Raw genomic sequence first — 19,088 nt, 5'->3', positions numbered from 1 at the left:
TGGAATAAAATGATGAGGTGTAAAGAAATTACGGAATACACTCATTCTCCTCCTCTATGAAAAAGGATTTCCAATTGGATAGGGGGGGAGAAGTTATTAATAAAGCGAATCCAACTGCTCCCGCAAAAATTTGTTTCGCTTTTCAATGAACTGCAGAATAAAATCCCTCTCCTTCAGGAATTTTTTTCTGCGCTTCTTTATGTAGGGATCTTTTTGGAGATAAGGCAGAATTTCAGATTGCAGTTCATCGATTTGCGGCTGAATGGTTGAAATTGTGAACTGTTCCTGCAGTATGCTTTCCAAAATCCCCCGATACATTTGCTTAAATTGTTCGATTTCCAATAATCTGGCTGTTAAAGTGTTATATCCCTTAATCGGAACAAATTCAAGCCCAAGTGGTTCACCATGCAGGTTTCTTCCCCACGAACCATCATAATCCCATGGGGAGATTTCGAATAATTGGGTGGCACTATTGTGATATAAGGCGTAATTATGGATAAAACCATCAAAGTTTTGTGTACATACAACCCCTGCAAGCCACCTCAAATATTTCCCAACATCCAATATTTTTTGAATTTCTTCCCGAAATGTTTCATCAGGATAAGTGTTGATGATAATCAGCATATTTTTCAAGTGTTCATGGGTTTGGTAGGAATATTTTGTTGTATATCCATCCATCAAAGATTTTTTCAAGTATCCTTCAGGGGTGTACAAAGAAAAATTGGCATCATCATTCGTGGCATAATAGATCGAGCCCTCGGGCAAATTTTTTCTTTTTAAAAAATACTGATCGAATGATTCGATGGCTAAATAGATTCCTTGTTTTTCCCCGTTGATCAACAAGCGGATATGTCTCGATTCCGGTGCAAGCACACCGATTTTTTGGAAAAAATCAAAGGAGAGTTTATTCCGAATCAAGGATGGATCTTTGTATTCCGCATTTAAATGGATTTCGTGATGTCCGTCCATCAAATGAGGCTGTTCAAAAATGATATGGTAGGATTTCTTTTTGTGTTTCCGCAGTTGATTCCCTCTTAAACCGATACGAATGTCATAACGTTGGTCATTGATGGTTAACCGGGCATCAACATAAACATCTGCCCAAATATTTTTATTGATTCTTTTCAAATTCTTCTTAGATATTTCGATGGAATATGTTTCCACATGGATGCCTCCCAAAAATTATTCTTGAAATTGGAAAATCACCCAAAGCGTGAGCAATGAAATACATAAACTATAAAGAACAAATCTTTGTATATGGAGGGGATTAAGATTAGTACTTTATTAGTTGATGATGTCAGAAAACTGGTTGAAATTGCCGGAGAGAACGATTTACTTCAATATATGTTTAACAACCCGATCGAAGACCCGGAACTGCTCCAGGCGGCGGTTGAAGTGAAAAACAAGAAATCAAACGGTAGCAAAGGGAAATCAAAAGGGAATAAAGAAAGAAGCAAAGGTTCAAAAGGGAACAAAAGTGCCGGATCCAAAGGGGGAAAAGAGAGAAGCAAAGGCAACAAAAGCGGCGGTTCCAAGGGGGATAAACAGAAAAGTAAAGGCTCCAAAGGCAATAAAAGTGGTGGCTCCAAAGGAAATAAACAAAAAAGTAAAGGGTCGAAAGGAAATCAAATGGCAAGCCGCGATTCGAAAGGAAGGGAAGGAAACATCAACTCCTCCCTGGTTGCTGAAATCCAGCAGAAAGTGAAGGAGTATGTTGAAAAGCAAAAGCCAGGCACATAATAAGTGCCTGGCACTACTTAATAATGAAACCGATTAATGATACCGTTCAAGTGGATGGCTTCTTCCGCAAGTTTTGAAGCATTCTGCGCGAGGGTGTTAATTGCCTCCACTTGAATATCCACGCTCTCATTTGTTGCGGCTACCATATTTGTAAAGTCATTTGCGATGGTGTTCACTTGTTTCATAATTTCTTGAAGTTTATTTCCATCTTCATGGACAAGATCTACAAATTTACGGTTATTCAATACCAAGTTTTTAGTGGAAACAGAGGTTTGAATCAATTGTTCAATCACTTTGTCTGTTTGGGAAACGGCTTCCATGCCTTTATCGATCGCTTTAACATTATTCTCCACTTGGCTGACGGCCGTTTCCAAATCGTTGTATGTTTTTTCTAATAAAGTCATAATCTCTTCCGCAAATTCGTTCGTTCCTTCCGCCAGTTTCCGAACTTCATTGGCTACAACGGCAAATCCCTTCCCTGACTCCCCGGCGCGGGAAGCTTCAATGGAAGCATTGAGGGCAAGCAAGTTTGTTTGCTTTGCAATTCGGGTGATGGAAGCAACTTTCTCTTTCACGATATTGGCTTCTTGGGTAATTTTTAAAATTTTCGATGCGGAATTGACAACATCGTTTTGGATTTTTTCCATTTGTTGTTGCGCAAATTGAATGGCTTCTTGTCCCTTTCCGGCATTTTGTAATGCTTCGTCCGCACCTGAAACCGCTTTTTCCACTTCTTCCTGCATCTCTTGAACTTGACTCATCATGGTTTCCACCATTTCATTGGCATTGGCAATCGAATACCGCTGTGTCTCGGCACCGCTTCGGAAAGTTTGAACAGCTGCCGACAATTCTTCAAAAGTAGTAGAAATTCGTTGTGTTTCTTTCTCCTGCTCTTTACTGATCCGCTCCACGGTTTCGGCGGCATGTTTAAATTCATCGATGATTGCGCGGAGTCCTAAAATGACTTTATTGATTTCATAACCGATTTGGTGAAATTCGTTGCGGAAGCCCACCTTTTCGACCTGGGCATTCAAGTTTCCGGAAGATATTTTTTTCGTAACCCCATACCATTCCCGCAATCTTCTCATAATGATATGGTGGAAAATGAAACTTAAAATCCCGCTCACCATCGAAGTACCGAATAAGACACTGGCTGCGGCGACGATGTCTTTGCTTGCTATGTATGTGATGATGGCGGAAACGATGCCGGAGACCGCTGTTAAACTTCCGAAAATGGCCCCGATAAACGGCTCGTGAACAAGCCTGCCCAATCTTATATTAAAGCGTTTGCCATTTTTATCCGTTAAAAGTGGACATGATGCATCAATCAGTATTTCTCCCGTATTTCTTGGATAGATTTGCAGCAATCCTGTGTTAGTCTGTGCAGCTGCCAAACCGACTTTGTCATTGAAAGAAGAACCTTCTCTTAAACGGTTGGTATGGATGTATCCGAAGCCGTCTTCATCGACAATGACCAGATATTCGTCCCGATCCAGCTCCTTATCCAACACGTCCCGAATTACACTTATCTGCTCTTCAATCTCTTTTTCATAATCCCACTTGTCTCTGACTTTTGTGGCCACATTTTGCACTTTCATAAGCGCTTTTTTTGCAACACTTGATCGTAATAATCTCTCCATACAAATTCCCCCTGGATAGATAGAAAAATATGTTTGATCCCCTTTGTGAAAATCAACTATGTATTTAGTAATGCTAATATAGGAAATAATACCAAAAGACTCAGCTAATGATGTAAATTAATTCTATTATACCAGTAAATCAGTTTGGTTTTAAGAAAATGTTAGTGAAAAAGTAATATATTTTGTGTTGGACGAGAAAAAGTGTCCATTTTGGAACAATCCAAATAAAAATCAGGTTTCCAAAAATTGAAACCTGATTTTTATATCGGTAATTTAGTTATTCAAATACAGCCACCAAACGACCTTTTACTTCATGGTTTTTCAATTTTTCCAAACCTTTGTCGATTTCTTCGAATGGGATTGTGACCAAGTTTGGAGACATTTTTCCTGTCGCGAAACAATCATATACACCTTTCAAGTCTTCAACAGTGCCGCCGTTGCTTCCTAACAGTTTAATTTCTTTTGTAATCATCAAGTAAGTGTTGATGTTGGCTTCCAAAATTCCCATACCAACGATGACGACTGTTCCTTGAGGTCTGATCGCTTCCAATGCCTCCGCCGTTGTTTGTCCAAAACCGGCAAAGTCGACAATGACGTCACATTCCGCTTCTTTCATATCAAGAATCGAATCGTACACTTTGTGTGCACCGAGTTCTTTTGCCAATTGTTTGGCCTCTGGAGAAATATCTGTCGCGTATACTTTGCATCCTTTGATTAATGCCATTTGCAGAGCAAACTGTCCAAGTCCGCCGACACCGATAATCCCCACTTTTGTACCTTCTTTGGCTTGTCCGATGGTGAAGAGGGCACGATAAGCTGTGATGCCGGCATCGGTTGCAGCTGCTCCTTCCACAAAGGAAACGCCATCAGGAATTTTAACGCATTGTTTAGCAGGAACGCGCACTTTTTCCGCATATCCGCCATCATAGTTATACCCGGCGGTAATTTTTGTTTCCCGATCCATCGGGTTTACTCCGACGCGATCCCCAACTTTTAAATCTTCAACACCTTCTCCCACTTCAATAACGACACCGGCAAATTCATGGCCCATAATGACAGGTCCATTCGGGAACAAAGGCATCCAGCCCGGATCTTGCAATGCTGCGACATCTGAGTGGCAAAGACCGGCAGCCTTCACTTCAAGGACTACATGGCCAGGAATCGCCTTTGGATCTTCTTTTTCAATCAATTGCAATGGTTTGTTTGTACCGGAAAATAGCCATCCTCTCATCATAAAACGCCTCCAATATTAATAGTCAATAATATTGTACCCTTATTATTTAATGTAAAAAGTAACAAATGTGTTAAAATTTTAATTTTTTTAAACTAGCAACGTTCTATTGCCAAAGAACCGTTTTTTCACCCTGAACATAGAATATTTAGAGGAATCTTTATAGATTTTACTCAATTCATTCTGGAACAAAGAGGGATGAAAGATGGATTTTTTTATATTGGAAAATTATATATATCCTGAATCGGTCGTGATGATTCCTGTGCTTTATTTGATCGGGCTGTTCCTGAACCGGACCCCGAAAGTCCCTCCTTGGGTCACTCCATGGGTTCAAGTGGTTTTGGGGATCGCTTTTTGCATCGCCAATTACGGCTGGGTTGTTGAAGCGGTGTTGCAAGGGATATTGGTGGCAGGAGCAGCCGCTTTGATGAAAGATTTGTTCCACAAAGCAAATTACCTGGCGAAAAAGGAGAGAAACGGAAAAGAGTGATTTGGTACAAAATTATTGGGGCTGGGACAAAACCCGCCTCTTTATTTTTGCCTGCAAAGATAGTTTATATTGGTAGCAAATCTATCATATAATGATTAAATACAGTTAAATGATGAGGCGGGTGATGTCTATGAATTCGAAAGAAAGATATCAAACTCTGTTGGACAAAATGAACCAATATAATTCCGGAGAAATAGGAATTACTAGAGTTGCCTATACAAATGAAGAACAAGCCTGCACGCAAGCGTTCATGAGAATGTGCATGGATGCGGGACTTGCCGTTCGTATGGATCAATGCGGAAATGTGATTGCAAGAAGGGAAGGGAGAATGAAAAACCTTCCTCCCGTTTTGGTGGGCTCCCACTTGGATACGGTATATCAAGGCGGTAAATTTGATGGGGTCGTGGGTGTGATCGCGGCATTGGAAGTGGTGCACCGGCTAAATGATAAAAGGATTATCACGGATCATCCAATTGAAGTAATCTCCTTCGCCTGTGAAGAATCTTCCCGTTTTGGTGTCGCCACATTGGGAAGCAAAGCGATGACCGGAATGTTTGATAAAGAAAAATATAGACACTTAAAAGACCGGAATGGCATCACCCTGGAGGAAGCAATGGCTTTATGCGCGCTTGAAATAGATACGGTGGAAGAAGCAAATAGACAAGGCGAGCCGATCAAAGCTTTTTTTGAATTGCATATCGAACAAGGACCCGTATTGGAAAAGGAAAATAAAAAAATTGGCATTGTCACGGGCATTGCGGCTCCCGTCCGGTATGCCATCAAAATTATTGGGGCCCCTTCCCACTCCGGCACGACGCCGATGAACTTGAGAAGAGACGCATTGCTTGGTGCGTCGGAAATCGCTTTGGAATTGGAAAAGATCGCAATACAAGAACAACCGTATGGTACCGTTGCCACGGTCGGAGTGCTCGAGGTTGCTTCCGGCGCCATGAACGTGGTGCCGGGGGAAGTGGAAATCAAAGTGGATATCCGCGGAACTTCCATTGAATCTCGTCAAAGGGTCGTAAATCATCTGCATGAAACGATCCATTATGTTAAACAAAAACGGGGATTGGATGTGATTTGCCAGGAGCTGTCTTTCGAAGAGCCGGTGCCGCTTTCGGAACAAATCATAACACTGACGGAAAAGATATGTGAACAGAAAAACATCCCTTATAAAAAAATGCCGAGCGGTGCGGGCCATGATGCGATGAATATGATGAAACTTTGTCCAACAGGTTTAATCTTCATTCCGTCGGTAAATGGACTCAGCCATCACCCGGACGAATTTACGAGTTTGGAGGATATTTTAATAGGGGTCGATGTATTGGAGGAAATGGTCCTTCAATATGCAACATGCAATGAATAAAGCCAAACATAGGCAAGGTTAGGAAGAAGGAAAGCTACTTTCTTAACCTTGCTTTTTAATTGAATAAACATTTTATTTTCAGTGTCCAATTAAATTGTCCATTCCCATGTGAATGTTGGTATGTTAAAATTCATAATGAGATTGATTATCATTATCGTAACAGGGTTTTGACCAGGAGGATTCATAATGAAATTACATGATATATATGATGTGACCATTATTGGCGGAGGACCCAGTGGACTATTTTCCGCCTTTTACAGCGGTTTAAGGGAAATGAAAACCAAAATTATCGAATCCCAGCATTATTTGGGCGGGAAAGTCAATGTTTATCCCGAAAAATTGATTTGGGATGTGGGGGCATTAACACCGATTACCGGGGAGAAATTAATTCAGCAGATGGTGGAGCAGGCAATGACCTTTGAGCCTACCATTGTGTTAGGGGAAAAGGTGACGGAGATTTCCAAGGACGATGAAGGGATTTTCGTATTAAAAACGGATCGCGGACAAACCCACTTTTCCAAAACGGTCATTTTGGCAATCGGAGGAGGCATCATCACTCCCCAAAAACTGGAGGTGGAAGGCGCATCCAATTTTTATAGCGTCAATTTAAATTATACAATCAAATCTTTAAAGAAATTCAAAGACAAAGTTGTCCTCGTTTCAGGGGGCGGCCACACAGCGGTTGACTGGTGTAATGAGTTGGAACCGGTTGCAAAAAAAGTATATTTAACGTATCGGAAAGACCAGTTGAATGCCCATGAAGCCCAAGTTTCCCAATTGATGAACAGCACGGTGGAATGCCTTTTCCATACGGAAATTACGAAATTGATTCCTGACCAGGAGGGCACAGCCATAGGGCAAGTGGAATTGACAAATAATGAAACGGGAGAAGTCACAAATGTAACGGTGGATGAAGTGGTTGTAAACCATGGCTACATAAGAGAAAAATCATTATTTGAAAATAGTCCATTAAAGGTTGAATTCGTGAATGAGTACTATATTAAAGGAAATGAACATTGCGAAACCAATGTTCCGGGACTTTATGCGGTGGGAGATGCGGTGGATTATGAAGGAAAAGTCCACTTGCTTGCCGGAACATTCCCGGATGCCATCAAAGCGGTGAATAAGGCAAAACTGTACGTTCAACCTGATGCGGAAGCGATGGGTATGGTGTCTTCGCATAATGAAATCTTTTATCAAAAAAACCGGGAGCTCATTCATAAAATGATCAGTTCATGTTAGTGTGTTTATAGAAATGCGGGGTTTTATAATAAGGACTTTGAAAAAATCCGGAAATAGCGGATGGAAAAAAAGGACATGGTGTTAGGCCATGTCCTTTTTTCTATAACAGGGGAAGACTTGCCGGCTCACAAAATCTAGTTCATTCATATACTAATATGAATTCTGTATATATGGAGGATTGATGCATGGTTACAATCAGCTTATGCATGATTGTCAAAGATGAAGAAAATGTGCTGGAGCGCTGTTTAAATAGCGTAAAAGATCTTGTGGATGAAATCGTTATTGCCGATACGGGCTCGTCCGATCGAACAAAGGAAATCGCCCGGAAATATACGGATAAAGTTTTTGATTTTGAGTGGGAGGATGATTTTTCGGCAGCAAGAAACTTTGCTTTTCAGCAGGCGACGAAAGACTACATTTTCTGGATGGATGCGGATGATGTCCTTTTAGATGAGGATCGGGAGAAATTCAAAAAGTTAAAGGAACAATTGCCGTCCGAAGTGGATGCGGTGTCGATGCTCTATCATCTTGCTTTTGATGAGTATAATAATCCAACCTTTAGCTTTAGAAGATACAGACTGGTGAAAAGGGAGAAAAACTTTGTTTGGAAAGGGGCAGTCCATGAGTACTTGGAGGTTTCCGGAAAAGTGCTGCATTCAGATACAGCGATTACTCATCGAAGGGAAAAAAAGGAAGACTCCAGTGACCGGAATTTAAAAATCTATGAAAAGCGTTTGAAAAAAGGGGAAGAATTTACACCTCGAGATTTATTTTATTACAGCAATGAATTAAAAGATCATGGACAGTATGAAAAAGCAATCGAACATTACGAAGAATTTTTGAAGCTTGAAGATGTATGGGAAGAAGAAAAAATCCGTGCATGCATCAATATGGCTTATTGTTACAGAAGATTAGGGAATCTGGAAAAAGAGATTGAATCTTTGGTGCGTTCAATACAATATGATGTGCCGAGACCGGAAGTTTCTTGCCGAATGGGTGATTTGTATCTTGAAAGAAAATTATACGATAAAGCGATTATGTGGTATCAGTTGGCTTTAATGGTTGATACATCAAAAATTCTGGGTATTGTACAACAGGCATACTCCACTTGGTATCCATACTTGCAGCTTTGCGTTTGCCACTGGCACAAAGGCGATAAAGAAATGGCCGTTGAATATAATAAAAAAGCCAAAGAATATCGTCCGAATGACCGGGCGGTTCTTTATAATGAAGAGTTTTTCAGAAAACATTTTAAAGAAGTCGGCGATGAAAAATAAACAGGCTGTATCAGATAGATACAGCCTGTTTTCATGCATTTATTTTTTAAGATTTACCCAATTTTTCCAAACATTGTTTTTTATAATGTTCCGCTTTAAAACTTCCTGTTCCTTTTAGGATCAAGTATTTGGAGTTTTGTTCCCCAAGCTCCAGGCATTTTTCAAAACTTGCCAAAGCCTCATGATAATGGTTCGTTTGATAAAGGATCAATCCTTTTAGAAAATGCAAATCAACATAATCAGGGTATAATGCAATCGCTTTTTCAATTCCTTCCAACGCGTGATCCAAACTGTTCGTATCGACGAGAATGCCGTATTTTAAGCGGTAGAGGATGGAAGGCGGTTTGATGCCTTCCAGCAAAAACCGGAAGATCGATTCGTTTAGATAATCAAAGGCTTTTTTATAATCTCCGCTGCGATAATATTCATTTGCCAAATGATACTCAATCCATGGGCTGTGATTCGGATCTTTATATTCTTCTTGGATAAGCTTCAGGTTTCGTTCTGCTTTATTGCGCTTGGCGGTTAATTCTTCGATATATCCATAATGATGGATGGGGATTTCCAAATAATCGGTTGTGAAGCTGGAATCTTGGACAGTTGGGAAAATAGGGGCTTCGTGAATGCGATTATAGAATTTAATTCCTTTATGATTTTGAAATAAACGTTGTTGATAATAGATAAATGCATTTTTCGGATTTACCGGAAATGTTTCGCCGTAATAATTCAAAACGGGCATTAAATACATGGTCGCAGTGGAATTGTTTAAGGTTTGCTTTAACAATTGTTCATGGCCGGTTTCCATTTCTTCATCCGCATCGAGCCACAAAATCCAATCCCCTTTGGCTTTTGAAAGGGCGAAGTTTCGTGCTTCAGCAAAATGATCTTTCCATTCAAAAGGGAAAACGGAGGCATTATATTTTTTGCAAATTTCCACTGTTTGGTCGTCCGAGCCGGTATCAACAATAATGATTTCATCCACGATTCCTTGAACACTTTTTAAACATTGTTCAATAAAATCCTCTTCATTTTTGACAATCATACAAAGGGAAATTGAAGGGGAAGACAATGAACCTACACTTCCTTTTTCCGTGGTATATGCATATTGTTTGCCAACCAAGGTGGAGGTAAGGGTGACAAAATAATCGTTACGTGATTTGATTCGTCTTCATCCGATTCCTTATTGGTTTCTTCATAAATACGGATGTAATAATAGTTCAAAATCTGGGCAACCGTTTTTTCGGAAATCATTTGATGTTCTTCAAGAAGAAATGGATATTGTTGCAATAACATTTGCATCTTTTCAAACAGTTCTCTATTTGCATCCGTAAAAAAAGGTGATATTGCTTCGGAAGAAATGAATGTTCGGTAAATATAAAAGTGGAGTAAAAGCAGCATGTGCAATTTTTCGATTAATACTAATGATTGGATGACTTGTGTTTCACTTTGAAGCAGTTCTTCATCCGATAGTTCTTGCGTTTGATGGCGACGTTCAAAAAAGTTGATCAGGAATTGGGCAAAAGAATGAATGAATGTTGAAAAGTTCAGCGAACATTGTAGCAACTCAACTTGATGATTTTCTTCCATTGTTCACCCCCCTCGTAAAAAGCATAATGCTTAATGATCGTAATTTTTTTCGGATTTACACTTTGGACAATGACAATCCCTCTTCTTCTTGTTAGGGCAATAGCATAATGAAGAATCGAACGGGTCTTTACAATGATGATGTTTACATTTACAATCTTTCTCTTCCTTGCATTCTTTACATTTGTAATGTTTACGAGGATGACAGCAAGATTTTTGATTCAGTGTCACCACATCTTCAAGCTTGAATTGGAGCAAGATTTGCGATTTCACTACGGTGCGCAACGTTTGATTGACGCTCTCATTGATTTTTAAGTAGCCATGAAAATCGCAAGGAGACTTTTTTATAAACATTTGAAGTTTTTCGGCTTCAGCATTCAAAATATGGGAAAGACCAATTTCCTCCATTGCAATGGAAGAAAGCAATAAATTGATGGTCTTACATCGATCTAATGTAATCTCAGGAGTAATATCGGGAATGGTAGGCAAAGACATTCAAAGTGACCTCCTTAAATAGATAACCATCCATGTGGCTCAATGTACTCTCATACACCCTCTAGTTTATTGAAACGAAGCTGGATTTGTGCCTAATTTCAATGATTTCGTTCATTTTTGAATCATTAATTTCAGAGTGCCTGTCACTAGTTTCCAAATGAAAACTGAGTAAAATTGATGTTGTAATGAGTGATTTCAAAAAAAACTGCAGACCACTTGAATCATTCAAGTGAGTCTGCAGTTTAAATGGATTGGCTTAAGCAATTCGATGGATGGACCAAACGATTGGAGCACCACCACCGCCAAGGTCTATGGTAATTGATAATCCATCATCGATATAGAATAGGCCTATTACATCACCTTCAGTAAGTTCCACTTCTCCTGCTAATGTGACCGTTCCATTACCAAGAACCCCTCTTATGTTAACTAATGCTAAACCAATGTTCAAAATTGGGAATAGTCCTACGATTAAATCATCGCCGGTAGTAATATTACGTACTGCAAATGCCGGGTTGCCAGCAAATGATATAGATAAAGCTACAGTTGTACTATAACTGATAGTTGCTGAGATCGAGTATCTACCAGTAGCTGGAACCGTAAAGTTACCACTAACAGGATCAAAGTCAGTTGTATTAAAGTATGGTGAAGCTATAGTCCAGTTGCCAAGCTGACCACCAGCGGCTACACTAGCTGCTGTTCTAACTGCTGAGAATCCTTCGATTGCAAAGTTTGGTCCCGTCGGTCCAGTAGGCCCTGTCGGTCCTGTTGGTCCAGTAGGCCCTGTTGGTCCGGTCGGCCCTGTTGGTCCCGTCGGTCCAGTCGGTCCAGTAGGCCCTGTTGGTCCAGTAGGCCCTGTTGGTCCAGTAGGCCCTGTCGGTCCAGTCGGCCCTGTCGGTCCAGTCGGCCCTGTCGGTCCCGTCGGTCCAGTCGGCCCTGTCGGTCCAGTCGGCCCTGTCGGTCCAGTCGGCCCTGTCGGTCCAGTAGGCCCTGTCGGTCCAGTCGGCCCTGTCGGTCCAGTCGGCCCTGTCGGTCCAGTAGGCCCTGTCGGTCCAGTAGGCCCTGTCGGTCCAGTCGGCCCTGTTGGTCCCGTCGGTCCAGTAGGCCCTGTTGGTCCTGTTGGTCCAGTCGGCCCTGTTGGTCCGGTCGGCCCTGTTGGTCCCGTCGGTCCAGTCGGCCCTGTTGGTCCTGTTGGTCCAGTCGGCCCTGTTGGTCCAGTAGGCCCTGTCGGTCCAGTAGGCCCTGTTGGTCCCGTCGGTCCAGTCGGCCCTGTTGGTCCAGTAGGCCCTGTCGGTCCAGTAGGTCCCGTCGGTCCAGTGGCACCCGTCGGTCCAGTAGGCCCAGTCGGTCCGGTCGGCCCTGTTGGTCCCGTCGGTCCGGTCGGCCCTGTTGGTCCAGTCGGTCCAGTAGGTCCAGTGGCACCCGTCGGTCCAGTAGGTCCTGTTGGTCCAGTGGCACCTTGAGGTCCGGTAGGTCCTGTTGGTCCAGTGGCACCTTGAGGTCCGGTAGGTCCAGTAGGTCCCGTCGGTCCGGTCGGCCCTGTTGGTCCAGTAGGTCCAGTGGCACCCGTTGGTCCAGTAGGTCCTGTTGGTCCAGTGGCACCCGTTGGTCCCGTCGGTCCGGTCGGCCCTGTTGGTCCCGTCGGTCCGGTCGGCCCTGTTGGTCCAGTCGGTCCAGTAGGTCCAGTGGCACCTTGAGGTCCGGTAGGTCCAGTTGGTCCAGTGGCACCTTGAGGTCCGGTAGGTCCAGTTGGTCCAGTGGCACCTTGAGGTCCGGTAAGTCCAGTTGGTCCAGTGGCACCTTGAGGCCCAGTAGGTCCAGTAGGTCCAGTCGGTCCAGTGTTACCTTGAGGTCCAGTCGGTCCAGTTGGTCCAGCGTTACCTTGAGGTCCAGTCGGTCCAGTCGGTCCAGTGTTACCTTGAGGTCCAGTAGGTCCAGTCGGTCCAGTGTTACCTTGAGGTCCAGTCGGTCCAGTTGGTCCAGTGGCACCTTGAGGTCCGGTAGGTCCAGTCGGTCCAGTGTTACCTTGAGGTCCAGTCGGTCCAGTCGGTCCAGTGGCACCTTGAGGTCCGGTAGGTCCAGTCGGTCCAGTGGCACCTTGAGGTCCGGTAGGTCCAGTTGGTCCAGTATTACCTTGAGGTCCTGTCGGTCCAGTCGGTCCAGTGTTACCTTGAGGTCCAGTAGGTCCAGTCGGTCCAGTCGGTCCAGTGTTACCTTGAGGTCCAGTAGGTCCAGTCGGTCCAGTGGCACCTTGAGGTCCAGTAGGTCCAGTCGGTCCAGTGTTACCTTGAGGTCCGGTAGGTCCAGTTGGTCCAGTGTTACCTTGAGGTCCGGTAGGTCCAGTCGGTCCAGTGGCACCTTGAGGTCCGGTAGGTCCAGTTGGTCCAGTGTTACCTTGAGGTCCAGTCGGTCCAGTCGGTCCAGTGTTACCTTGAGGTCCAGTCGGTCCAGTCGGTCCAGTGTTACCTTGAGGTCCAGTGGCACCCGTTGGTCCCGTCGGCCCTGTTGGTCCCGTCGGCCCTGTTGGTCCAGTAAGCCCTGTTGGTCCAGTATTACCTTGAGGTCCAGTAGGTCCAGTCGGTCCAGTGGCACCTTGAGGTCCGGTAGGTCCAGTTGGTCCAGTATTACCTTGAGGTCCGGTAGGTCCAGTTGGTCCAGTGTTACCTTGAGGTCCGGTAGGTCCAGTAGGTCCAGTGGCACCTTGAGGTCCGGTAGGTCCAGTAGGTCCAGTGGCACCCGTTGGTCCAGTGGCACCCGTCGGTCCAGAAGGTCCTGTTGGTCCGGTAGCACCTTGAGGTCCGGTAGGTCCAGTAGGTCCAGTGGCACCCGTCGGTCCAGAAGGTCCTGTTGGTCCGGTAGCACCTTGAGGTCCGGTAGGTCCAGTAGGTCCAGTGGCACCCGTCGGTCCAGTCGGTCCAGTAGGTCCAGTGGCACCTTGAGGTCCGGTAGGTCCAGTAGGTCCAGTGGCACCTTGAGGTCCGGTAGGTCCAGTAGGTCCAGTGTTACCTTGAGGTCCAGTCGGTCCAGTAGGTCCAGTGTTACCTTGAGGTCCAGTCGGTCCAGTAGGTCCAGTGGCACCTTGAGGTCCGGTAGGTCCAGTTGGTCCAGTATTACCTTGAGGTCCAGTCGGTCCAGTCGGTCCAGTGTTACCTTGAGGTCCAGTCGGTCCAGTCGGTCCAGTGGCACCTTGAGGTCCAGTCGGTCCAGTAGGTCCAGTGTTACCTTGAGGTCCAGTCGGTCCAGTCGGTCCAGTGGCACCTTGAGGTCCAGTCGGTCCAGTTGGTCCAGTGTTACCTTGAGGTCCAGTCTGTCCAGTTGGTCCAGTGTTACCTTGAGGTCCAGAAGGTCCAGTTGGAACTGGATCGAGATTAATATCTACAATTGCAGAACCTTCAGTTACTTCAATATCTAATGTATTAGATCTTATAGTTAGGGTTTCACCCAAACGTATTGTTGCAGTACCTGTATTACCTACTACATAGAATAAAAGCTGATCTGTATCAAATCTACCCGTTGGTCCAGTAGGTCCTTGAGGTCCGGTCGGTCCCGTCGGCCCAGTAGGTCCCGTCGGCCCAGTGGCACCTTGAAGTCCCGTTGGTCCAGTAGGTCCCGTCGGCCCAGGTGGCCCCGTCGGTCCTCCAGTGTCCGTAATTAACTCCGAAACTTGTTTTAGCTTATTGTCTAATAATAATTCTTTCTTAATCGACATTGCGATTGTATCATGAACACTGTTATTGACTTGTAGAAGATCTTCAAGGGACGCTGCTGGTGATAGCCCAGAAATACCGGGAATTGTTCCTAACGCGTATTGGATTTTTTCGCCCTCAGCGTTAAGAATATGAGCCAAACTTAATTCTTCCATTGCAATGGAAGCAAGGAGTAAGTTTATTACGTCAGCTCTTCTGATGGTAATATTGGGGGTTATATTCGGTAGATTGGGCTGAGACATTCCATAACTCCTTTCCTTGAAAAGTAAAACGCGTTACCATGGGAGTAACTCGATGATTTCGCATCAGTTAATGACCATTGGCAATACGGTCGTTTATAATCTATTCCTTGTTGGAAAGGAGATAAGGAATAAAAGCCCATTTTCATTGCAAAATCTACTATTAACAAAAAATCAGTCTACGATGATAGTTTTAATGCCATAAGATGAAAAATTAATAGTGCTTATGTTTATTCTTTATTAATTCAATTACTTGTTTTAATTTATTATCCAATAAAAGTTCCTTTTGGATTGTTGATGTTAAAGTATGGTTAACGCTGTCGTTGATTTTTAAAATTAAATCTGTTGTCGTCGGAAGATGGGGGGGGCTTCGTTCAGTTTTCCAATGGCAAATTGAATTTTCTCACCTTCCGCATTTATAATGTGGGCCAAACCAATTTCTTCCAATGCAATGGAAGCTAATAAAAGATTAATGACATCTTCACGGTCTATACTGATTTTGGGCGAGATGTCGGGAATATTCGGCATCGACATAGACTGATCTCCCTCCACATGGACTTAAACGTACGTCCGTTTTAGGCATACATACAATAGTAATATATTCATCATTTATTGTGGGGTTCATCCGGCAATTAAGACGGGGCATTTGCCAGCATCTCAAGTGGAAGTATCCGCAAAGGTGCGGCAGTAATGGATGAATGGGCGAAAGTCCGCATATAGAGGGGATATTCGTAATTAGCTGCAGTTTTTTCTCCAACCGTTTTTATCATTATCTTTCCTATTAAACATAAAGGTGCTCTTTAAAGAGCCGGATCCTTTGAAAGTGCGGACCGAATCAATGGTCGATCTGTTACCGGCTTTTTTCAAAATATGGATTAAAATTATGAAGGATTTTTCTTGGAATCAAAGCCGATTTCCAAAAGGCATAAAAAATGTTGAAAAAAGTAAATTTAATTCTCTTGACCAGAAAAATCAGAAGATTCAAAATGAAACTATACAAGAAAAGGGGTGGAGAAATGGAATATTTACAATATCGTCAAACAGGGGAAATCGGTTACATTACCATCGATAATATGCAGGAATTTAACACTTTAACCTTGGATTTGCTTGAAGAATTGGATGAACTATTGAAGCGGATCGCAGCGGCGCGGGAAGTGAAAACCGTTGTGATTGAAGGTTCCGACAAAGTTTTTTGTGCGGGACACAGTTTGCGGGAAATTGAAGAAAAGACAGAAAATGAAGTGCTGAAGCTTTTCCAAACTTGCTATAGAGTGATGCGTACAATGCGCGAGATGCCGCAACTGGTTATTTCAAAAGTGAAAAAAGCGGCGGTTGCAGCCGGCTGCCAATTGGTTGCAGCCAGTGATATGGCGGTTGCCAGCGAAGAAGCCAAATTTGCAACACCAGGTATTAATAGCGGTCTATTTTGCAGTACGCCGGCGGTATTTTTGAGCCGTAATATAGGTAGAAAAAAAGCGGTGGAAATGTTGTTTACCGGGAACTTTATTACTGCGCAGGAAGCCCTTCAACATGGTCTTGTAAACAAAGTGGTTCCAGCCGAATTGCTGGATGAGGAAACGGAAAAGTTGGCAAAAGAAGTGACGAAACAAAGTTTAAATATCATTGAATTAGGGAAGCGGCAATTCTATCAACAAATTCATATGGAAGACTTCCAAGCGCTCAATTATGCGACAGAAGTGATTGCTTTGAACAGCAAGCATCCCGATGCGCAGGAAGGAATCCGGGCGTTCTTTGAAAAACGAAAGCCGGTTTGGAATGCTACCAAGACTACTGTAAATTAAATAGGTTAGGTATATGAAAGGGGGAATCTGAGCGTATTCAAATTCCCCTTTTTGATTTGGTTTACGGAATTTCACAGGGCATTCATGATCCATCAAAATGTTCCCCATCAATAGCGTTCCTCTTTCAATTGCCCGATATTCAGAATGAAATGGCCCTCTTTATTGACCCGGAGCAGTTCTTTTTTCTTCAATTGATTTAGCGTACGGTTGACCGTTTCCCGGCTGGTGCCAATCATGTTGGCCAAATCGCGGTTTGTGAATTGATTTTTTATAATAAAAATATCGTTTTCCATTTCTTGACCATGGTTTTTCGCCAAACGGATCAGAAGGGAGACGACTTGTTCATAAGAATTTTGTAAAATTTTTTCTTCCAAACGATTTTGCAGGTCAACGATTAAATCCCCCAGAATACGGAAAATTTTTATACATACTTGAGGATTCTTCATTAAAAATTCTTCAAAGGAATGAATCGGAATATAAATCAATTGCGATTTTTCCACCGCTTGTGCATGGGCAGGATAATTTCCTTTTCTAAAAAACCCTTGATGGGGAAACATTTGCCCTGAAACGAGTACATTAAGGATTTGTTCTTTTCCTTGCAAATCGGTGCGGTAAATTTTTATCATTCCTTCTTGGATAAAGTAAACGTTTGCCAAAGGATCCCCTGCATAAATACATGGGTACCTGCTTGATACTGGCGGGATTTTGCAATATTCACAATGGGCATCATTTCATGGTCTGACAAATCTTTAAAAAGAGCAAATTGTTGAAGAAGGGATTGGATGGATTGATTATTCATAAATTCAACACCTTTAAACATGTATGTTATATATTACTTTAACATAGTGATGGATTGTTTGTAATAAAAAATTTTGCAGAGTGTGTTTTATCTCACAACCCATTCATCAATACAAAGCTATGATTGATGTTGAAAGCATTGAAATGAAAATGGAGGTTACGAATATGAAAAAAATTTCTGTCAGTATAACTGCTCCGGATTTTGAACCGAGAATTCGCCATGCAAAAATTTTTGAGACATTTGAGGGGTTGAAATCCGGCGAATATATGGAACTGATCAATGACCACGATCCAAAACCGTTATATTATCAATTTATGATGGAACGGGAAGGTCAATTTTCTTGGGAATATATTGAAGAAGGTCCTGACAGATGGAAAGTCGTTATCGGCAAAATTTAAATTTGTACAGCTGTCTTTCGATGTGAAAGGCAGCTTTTAAACTAAAGAAAGAGCTTTCATTCATGACGGATCAGCCGTCTGAATGAAAGCATCATGTCAAATTAGACTTCCGGCAGTTTAAACAACTTTCTTGTGTTCTCTGTTGCGGATTTTGCAACAACTTCCGGTTCTACACCCATATATTTTGCAATTTCGTTGACGATATGCGGCAAAAAGGCCGGTTCGTTCCGACGATTTTTGGGTTTGTTTTCCATGTTCCGTGGAAGAAGATACGGTGCATCGGTCTCAATCAATAAACGGTCCAGAGGAATGAATTTTACTGCGTTTTGCAAATCTTGTCCTCTACGTTCATCGCAAATCCATCCAGTGACTCCTATATAAAATCCCATCGAAACATATTTTTTCACTTGCTCTACATTGCCTGTAAAACAGTGGACCACCGATTTTTCCGCCAAATCGCGAAAGCCCGCAAAAATTTCGCAAAAGCGTTCATGGGCATCGCGTTCGTGCAAAAAGAGTGGCATTGAAAGTTTTCTTGCCAACTCCAGATGGGCTTCAAAACATTTTTCTTGAATGTCTTGGGGAGAAAACATCCGATTGAAATCCAGGCCGCATTCCCCTATGGCAATCACTTCGTCATGCTGTGCCAACTTTTCCAATTCATTCATTGTGTGATTCGTGAAAGTTTTTGCATCATGGGGATGAATGCCGGCAGTGGAAAACAGCGTGTTTGGATAGTTCTTTGCGATTTCCAAAGCTTGTTGGCTGCTTTTTAAGCTGGCGCCAGTCAATATCATTTGGACGACACCGTTTTCGATCCCCCGTTTAATCACTTCTTTTCGATCATTGTCAAATTGCTTATCCGTTAAATTGACTCCTATATCGATCAATTGCTGCATTGAAGTTCCTCCATCTACTGCTGAGTGAAAAAGTATATCAAAAACAATATACATTACCGTGGAGGAAATTTCATGAATAACGGGTCAAATAAATGGAGGACGAAAATTGATGAAAGGAGAATTTGAGTGTACTCAAATTCTCCTTTCTCCTTGTGCGCCCGGCATGTACATGAACTATA

Annotated in this window: 19 protein-coding genes and 1 pseudogene; 8 read left to right on the top strand and 12 right to left on the bottom strand. The window is 42.8% G+C overall.

What is annotated here, in order from left to right:
- Nucleotides 1-96: 96 nt before the first annotated feature.
- Nucleotides 97-1,164, bottom strand: coding sequence for a CotH kinase family protein (locus NST13_RS09035; protein WP_342580447.1), 1,068 nt, complete (start codon nt 1,162-1,164; stop codon nt 97-99).
- 93 nt (nt 1,165-1,257) lie between these two features.
- Between NST13_RS09035 and NST13_RS09030 the strand changes: the two genes are divergently transcribed.
- Nucleotides 1,258-1,740 carry a hypothetical protein gene (locus tag NST13_RS09030; RefSeq protein WP_342580446.1) on the top strand — a complete coding sequence of 161 codons (483 nt, stop codon included), beginning with the start codon at nt 1,258-1,260 and terminating at the stop codon, nt 1,738-1,740.
- Between the two features lie 17 nt (nt 1,741-1,757).
- Here NST13_RS09030 and NST13_RS09025 read toward each other — a convergent pair whose 3' ends face one another.
- Both NST13_RS09025 and NST13_RS09020 read right to left on the bottom strand, forming a co-directional pair.
- Complete coding sequence (locus NST13_RS09025) at nt 1,758-3,380, bottom strand: methyl-accepting chemotaxis protein (RefSeq protein ID WP_342468454.1); 1,623 nt, start codon at nt 3,378-3,380, stop codon at nt 1,758-1,760.
- A 277-nt stretch (nt 3,381-3,657) separates the two neighbouring features.
- Nucleotides 3,658-4,614 (bottom strand): zinc-binding dehydrogenase, encoded by a 957-nt coding sequence (locus NST13_RS09020; protein WP_342580445.1) that lies wholly within the window; start codon nt 4,612-4,614, stop codon nt 3,658-3,660.
- A gap of 202 nt (nt 4,615-4,816) precedes the next feature.
- Between NST13_RS09020 and NST13_RS09015 the strand changes: the two genes are divergently transcribed.
- The 4 genes from NST13_RS09015 (at nt 4,817) to NST13_RS09000 (ending at nt 8,989) form a co-directional block, all read left to right on the top strand.
- A complete protein-coding gene (locus NST13_RS09015; protein ID WP_342468456.1) occupies nt 4,817-5,101 on the top strand; it encodes a phage holin family protein in 285 nt (94 codons plus the stop codon).
- Nucleotides 5,102-5,231: 130 nt separating this feature from the next.
- Nucleotides 5,232-6,470: a Zn-dependent hydrolase gene (locus NST13_RS09010; RefSeq protein WP_342580444.1), complete on the top strand. Its 1,239-nt coding sequence runs from the start codon at nt 5,232-5,234 to the stop codon at nt 6,468-6,470.
- A gap of 186 nt (nt 6,471-6,656) precedes the next feature.
- A complete protein-coding gene (locus tag NST13_RS09005) occupies nt 6,657-7,712 on the top strand; it encodes an NAD(P)/FAD-dependent oxidoreductase (RefSeq protein WP_342580443.1) in 1,056 nt (351 codons plus the stop codon).
- A 185-nt stretch (nt 7,713-7,897) separates the two neighbouring features.
- On the top strand, nt 7,898-8,989 hold the full coding sequence (locus tag NST13_RS09000; protein ID WP_342580442.1) for a glycosyltransferase: 1,092 nt from the start codon (nt 7,898-7,900) through the stop codon (nt 8,987-8,989).
- A gap of 46 nt (nt 8,990-9,035) precedes the next feature.
- Here the strand turns inward: NST13_RS09000 and NST13_RS08995 are convergent, their stop codons facing one another.
- From NST13_RS08995 to NST13_RS08975, 5 genes are all read right to left on the bottom strand, one after another.
- Nucleotides 9,036-10,058: a glycosyltransferase gene (locus NST13_RS08995; protein WP_342580441.1), complete on the bottom strand. Its 1,023-nt coding sequence runs from the start codon at nt 10,056-10,058 to the stop codon at nt 9,036-9,038.
- A 5-nt stretch (nt 10,059-10,063) separates the two neighbouring features.
- On the bottom strand, nt 10,064-10,576 hold the full coding sequence (locus tag NST13_RS08990; protein WP_342468465.1) for a hypothetical protein: 513 nt from the start codon (nt 10,574-10,576) through the stop codon (nt 10,064-10,066).
- Nucleotides 10,577-10,606: 30 nt separating this feature from the next.
- On the bottom strand, nt 10,607-11,068 hold the full coding sequence (locus NST13_RS08985) for a hypothetical protein (RefSeq protein WP_342580440.1): 462 nt from the start codon (nt 11,066-11,068) through the stop codon (nt 10,607-10,609).
- Nucleotides 11,069-11,324: 256 nt separating this feature from the next.
- A complete protein-coding gene (locus tag NST13_RS08980) occupies nt 11,325-11,516 on the bottom strand; it encodes a hypothetical protein (RefSeq protein WP_342468467.1) in 192 nt (63 codons plus the stop codon).
- Nucleotides 11,517-11,749: 233 nt separating this feature from the next.
- Nucleotides 11,750-14,323: a hypothetical protein gene (locus NST13_RS08975; RefSeq protein WP_342580439.1), complete on the bottom strand. Its 2,574-nt coding sequence runs from the start codon at nt 14,321-14,323 to the stop codon at nt 11,750-11,752.
- A 251-nt stretch (nt 14,324-14,574) separates the two neighbouring features.
- On the opposite strand from NST13_RS08975, the pseudogene NST13_RS08970 reads away from it, so the two are divergent.
- Nucleotides 14,575-14,790: pseudogene (locus tag NST13_RS08970) on the top strand (hypothetical protein); the annotation flags it as partial.
- A 557-nt stretch (nt 14,791-15,347) separates the two neighbouring features.
- Here NST13_RS08970 and NST13_RS08965 read toward each other — a convergent pair.
- On the bottom strand, nt 15,348-15,545 hold the full coding sequence (locus NST13_RS08965; RefSeq protein ID WP_342580438.1) for a hypothetical protein: 198 nt from the start codon (nt 15,543-15,545) through the stop codon (nt 15,348-15,350).
- A gap of 482 nt (nt 15,546-16,027) precedes the next feature.
- Between NST13_RS08965 and NST13_RS08960 the strand changes: the two genes are divergently transcribed.
- Nucleotides 16,028-16,813 carry an enoyl-CoA hydratase-related protein gene (locus tag NST13_RS08960; protein WP_342580437.1) on the top strand — a complete coding sequence of 262 codons (786 nt, stop codon included), beginning with the start codon at nt 16,028-16,030 and terminating at the stop codon, nt 16,811-16,813.
- Between the two features lie 107 nt (nt 16,814-16,920).
- Here NST13_RS08960 and NST13_RS08955 read toward each other — a convergent pair whose 3' ends face one another.
- On the bottom strand, nt 16,921-17,439 hold the full coding sequence (locus tag NST13_RS08955) for a Crp/Fnr family transcriptional regulator (RefSeq protein ID WP_342580436.1): 519 nt from the start codon (nt 17,437-17,439) through the stop codon (nt 16,921-16,923).
- Nucleotides 17,436-17,612: a hypothetical protein gene (locus NST13_RS08950; protein ID WP_342580435.1), complete on the bottom strand. Its 177-nt coding sequence runs from the start codon at nt 17,610-17,612 to the stop codon at nt 17,436-17,438. The genes NST13_RS08955 and NST13_RS08950 overlap by 4 nt, the downstream gene beginning before the upstream one ends.
- 164 nt (nt 17,613-17,776) lie before the next feature.
- On the opposite strand from NST13_RS08950, the gene NST13_RS08945 reads away from it, so the two are divergent.
- The gene (locus tag NST13_RS08945) at nt 17,777-18,010 is read left to right on the top strand and encodes a DUF2249 domain-containing protein (protein ID WP_342580434.1); all 234 of its coding nucleotides are present in this window, start codon (nt 17,777-17,779) and stop codon (nt 18,008-18,010) included.
- A 101-nt stretch (nt 18,011-18,111) separates the two neighbouring features.
- Here NST13_RS08945 and NST13_RS08940 read toward each other — a convergent pair whose 3' ends face one another.
- Nucleotides 18,112-18,909: a TatD family hydrolase gene (locus NST13_RS08940; protein ID WP_342580433.1), complete on the bottom strand. Its 798-nt coding sequence runs from the start codon at nt 18,907-18,909 to the stop codon at nt 18,112-18,114.
- Nucleotides 18,910-19,088: the final 179 nt, after the last annotated feature.

Origin of the sequence: Ureibacillus sp. FSL W7-1570 (assembly GCF_038593265.1) — a bacterium.
Lineage (GTDB): Bacteria > Bacillota > Bacilli > Bacillales_A > Planococcaceae > Ureibacillus > Ureibacillus suwonensis.
This window is presented reverse-complemented; position numbering and strand designations above follow the sequence as displayed.

Excerpts from the sequence above, each read along its gene's own strand:
- NST13_RS09030 (WP_342580446.1), top strand. The coding sequence starts at position 1,258 with ATGGAGGGGATTAAGATTAGTACTTTATTAGTTGATGATGTCAGAAAA.
- NST13_RS09025 (WP_342468454.1), bottom strand. The coding sequence starts at position 3,380 with ATGGAGAGATTATTACGATCAAGTGTTGCAAAAAAAGCGCTTATGAAA.
- NST13_RS09020 (WP_342580445.1), bottom strand. The coding sequence starts at position 4,614 with ATGATGAGAGGATGGCTATTTTCCGGTACAAACAAACCATTGCAATTG.
- NST13_RS09015 (WP_342468456.1), top strand. The coding sequence starts at position 4,817 with ATGGATTTTTTTATATTGGAAAATTATATATATCCTGAATCGGTCGTG.
- NST13_RS09010 (WP_342580444.1), top strand. The coding sequence starts at position 5,232 with ATGAATTCGAAAGAAAGATATCAAACTCTGTTGGACAAAATGAACCAA.
- NST13_RS09005 (WP_342580443.1), top strand. The coding sequence starts at position 6,657 with ATGAAATTACATGATATATATGATGTGACCATTATTGGCGGAGGACCC.
- NST13_RS09000 (WP_342580442.1), top strand. The coding sequence starts at position 7,898 with ATGGTTACAATCAGCTTATGCATGATTGTCAAAGATGAAGAAAATGTG.
- NST13_RS08990 (WP_342468465.1), bottom strand. The coding sequence starts at position 10,576 with ATGGAAGAAAATCATCAAGTTGAGTTGCTACAATGTTCGCTGAACTTT.
- NST13_RS08985 (WP_342580440.1), bottom strand. The coding sequence starts at position 11,068 with ATGTCTTTGCCTACCATTCCCGATATTACTCCTGAGATTACATTAGAT.
- NST13_RS08965 (WP_342580438.1), bottom strand. The coding sequence starts at position 15,545 with ATGTCGATGCCGAATATTCCCGACATCTCGCCCAAAATCAGTATAGAC.
- NST13_RS08960 (WP_342580437.1), top strand. The coding sequence starts at position 16,028 with ATGGAATATTTACAATATCGTCAAACAGGGGAAATCGGTTACATTACC.
- NST13_RS08955 (WP_342580436.1), bottom strand. The coding sequence starts at position 17,439 with ATGATAAAAATTTACCGCACCGATTTGCAAGGAAAAGAACAAATCCTT.
- NST13_RS08950 (WP_342580435.1), bottom strand. The coding sequence starts at position 17,612 with ATGAATAATCAATCCATCCAATCCCTTCTTCAACAATTTGCTCTTTTT.
- NST13_RS08945 (WP_342580434.1), top strand. The coding sequence starts at position 17,777 with ATGAAAAAAATTTCTGTCAGTATAACTGCTCCGGATTTTGAACCGAGA.
- NST13_RS08940 (WP_342580433.1), bottom strand. The coding sequence starts at position 18,909 with ATGCAGCAATTGATCGATATAGGAGTCAATTTAACGGATAAGCAATTT.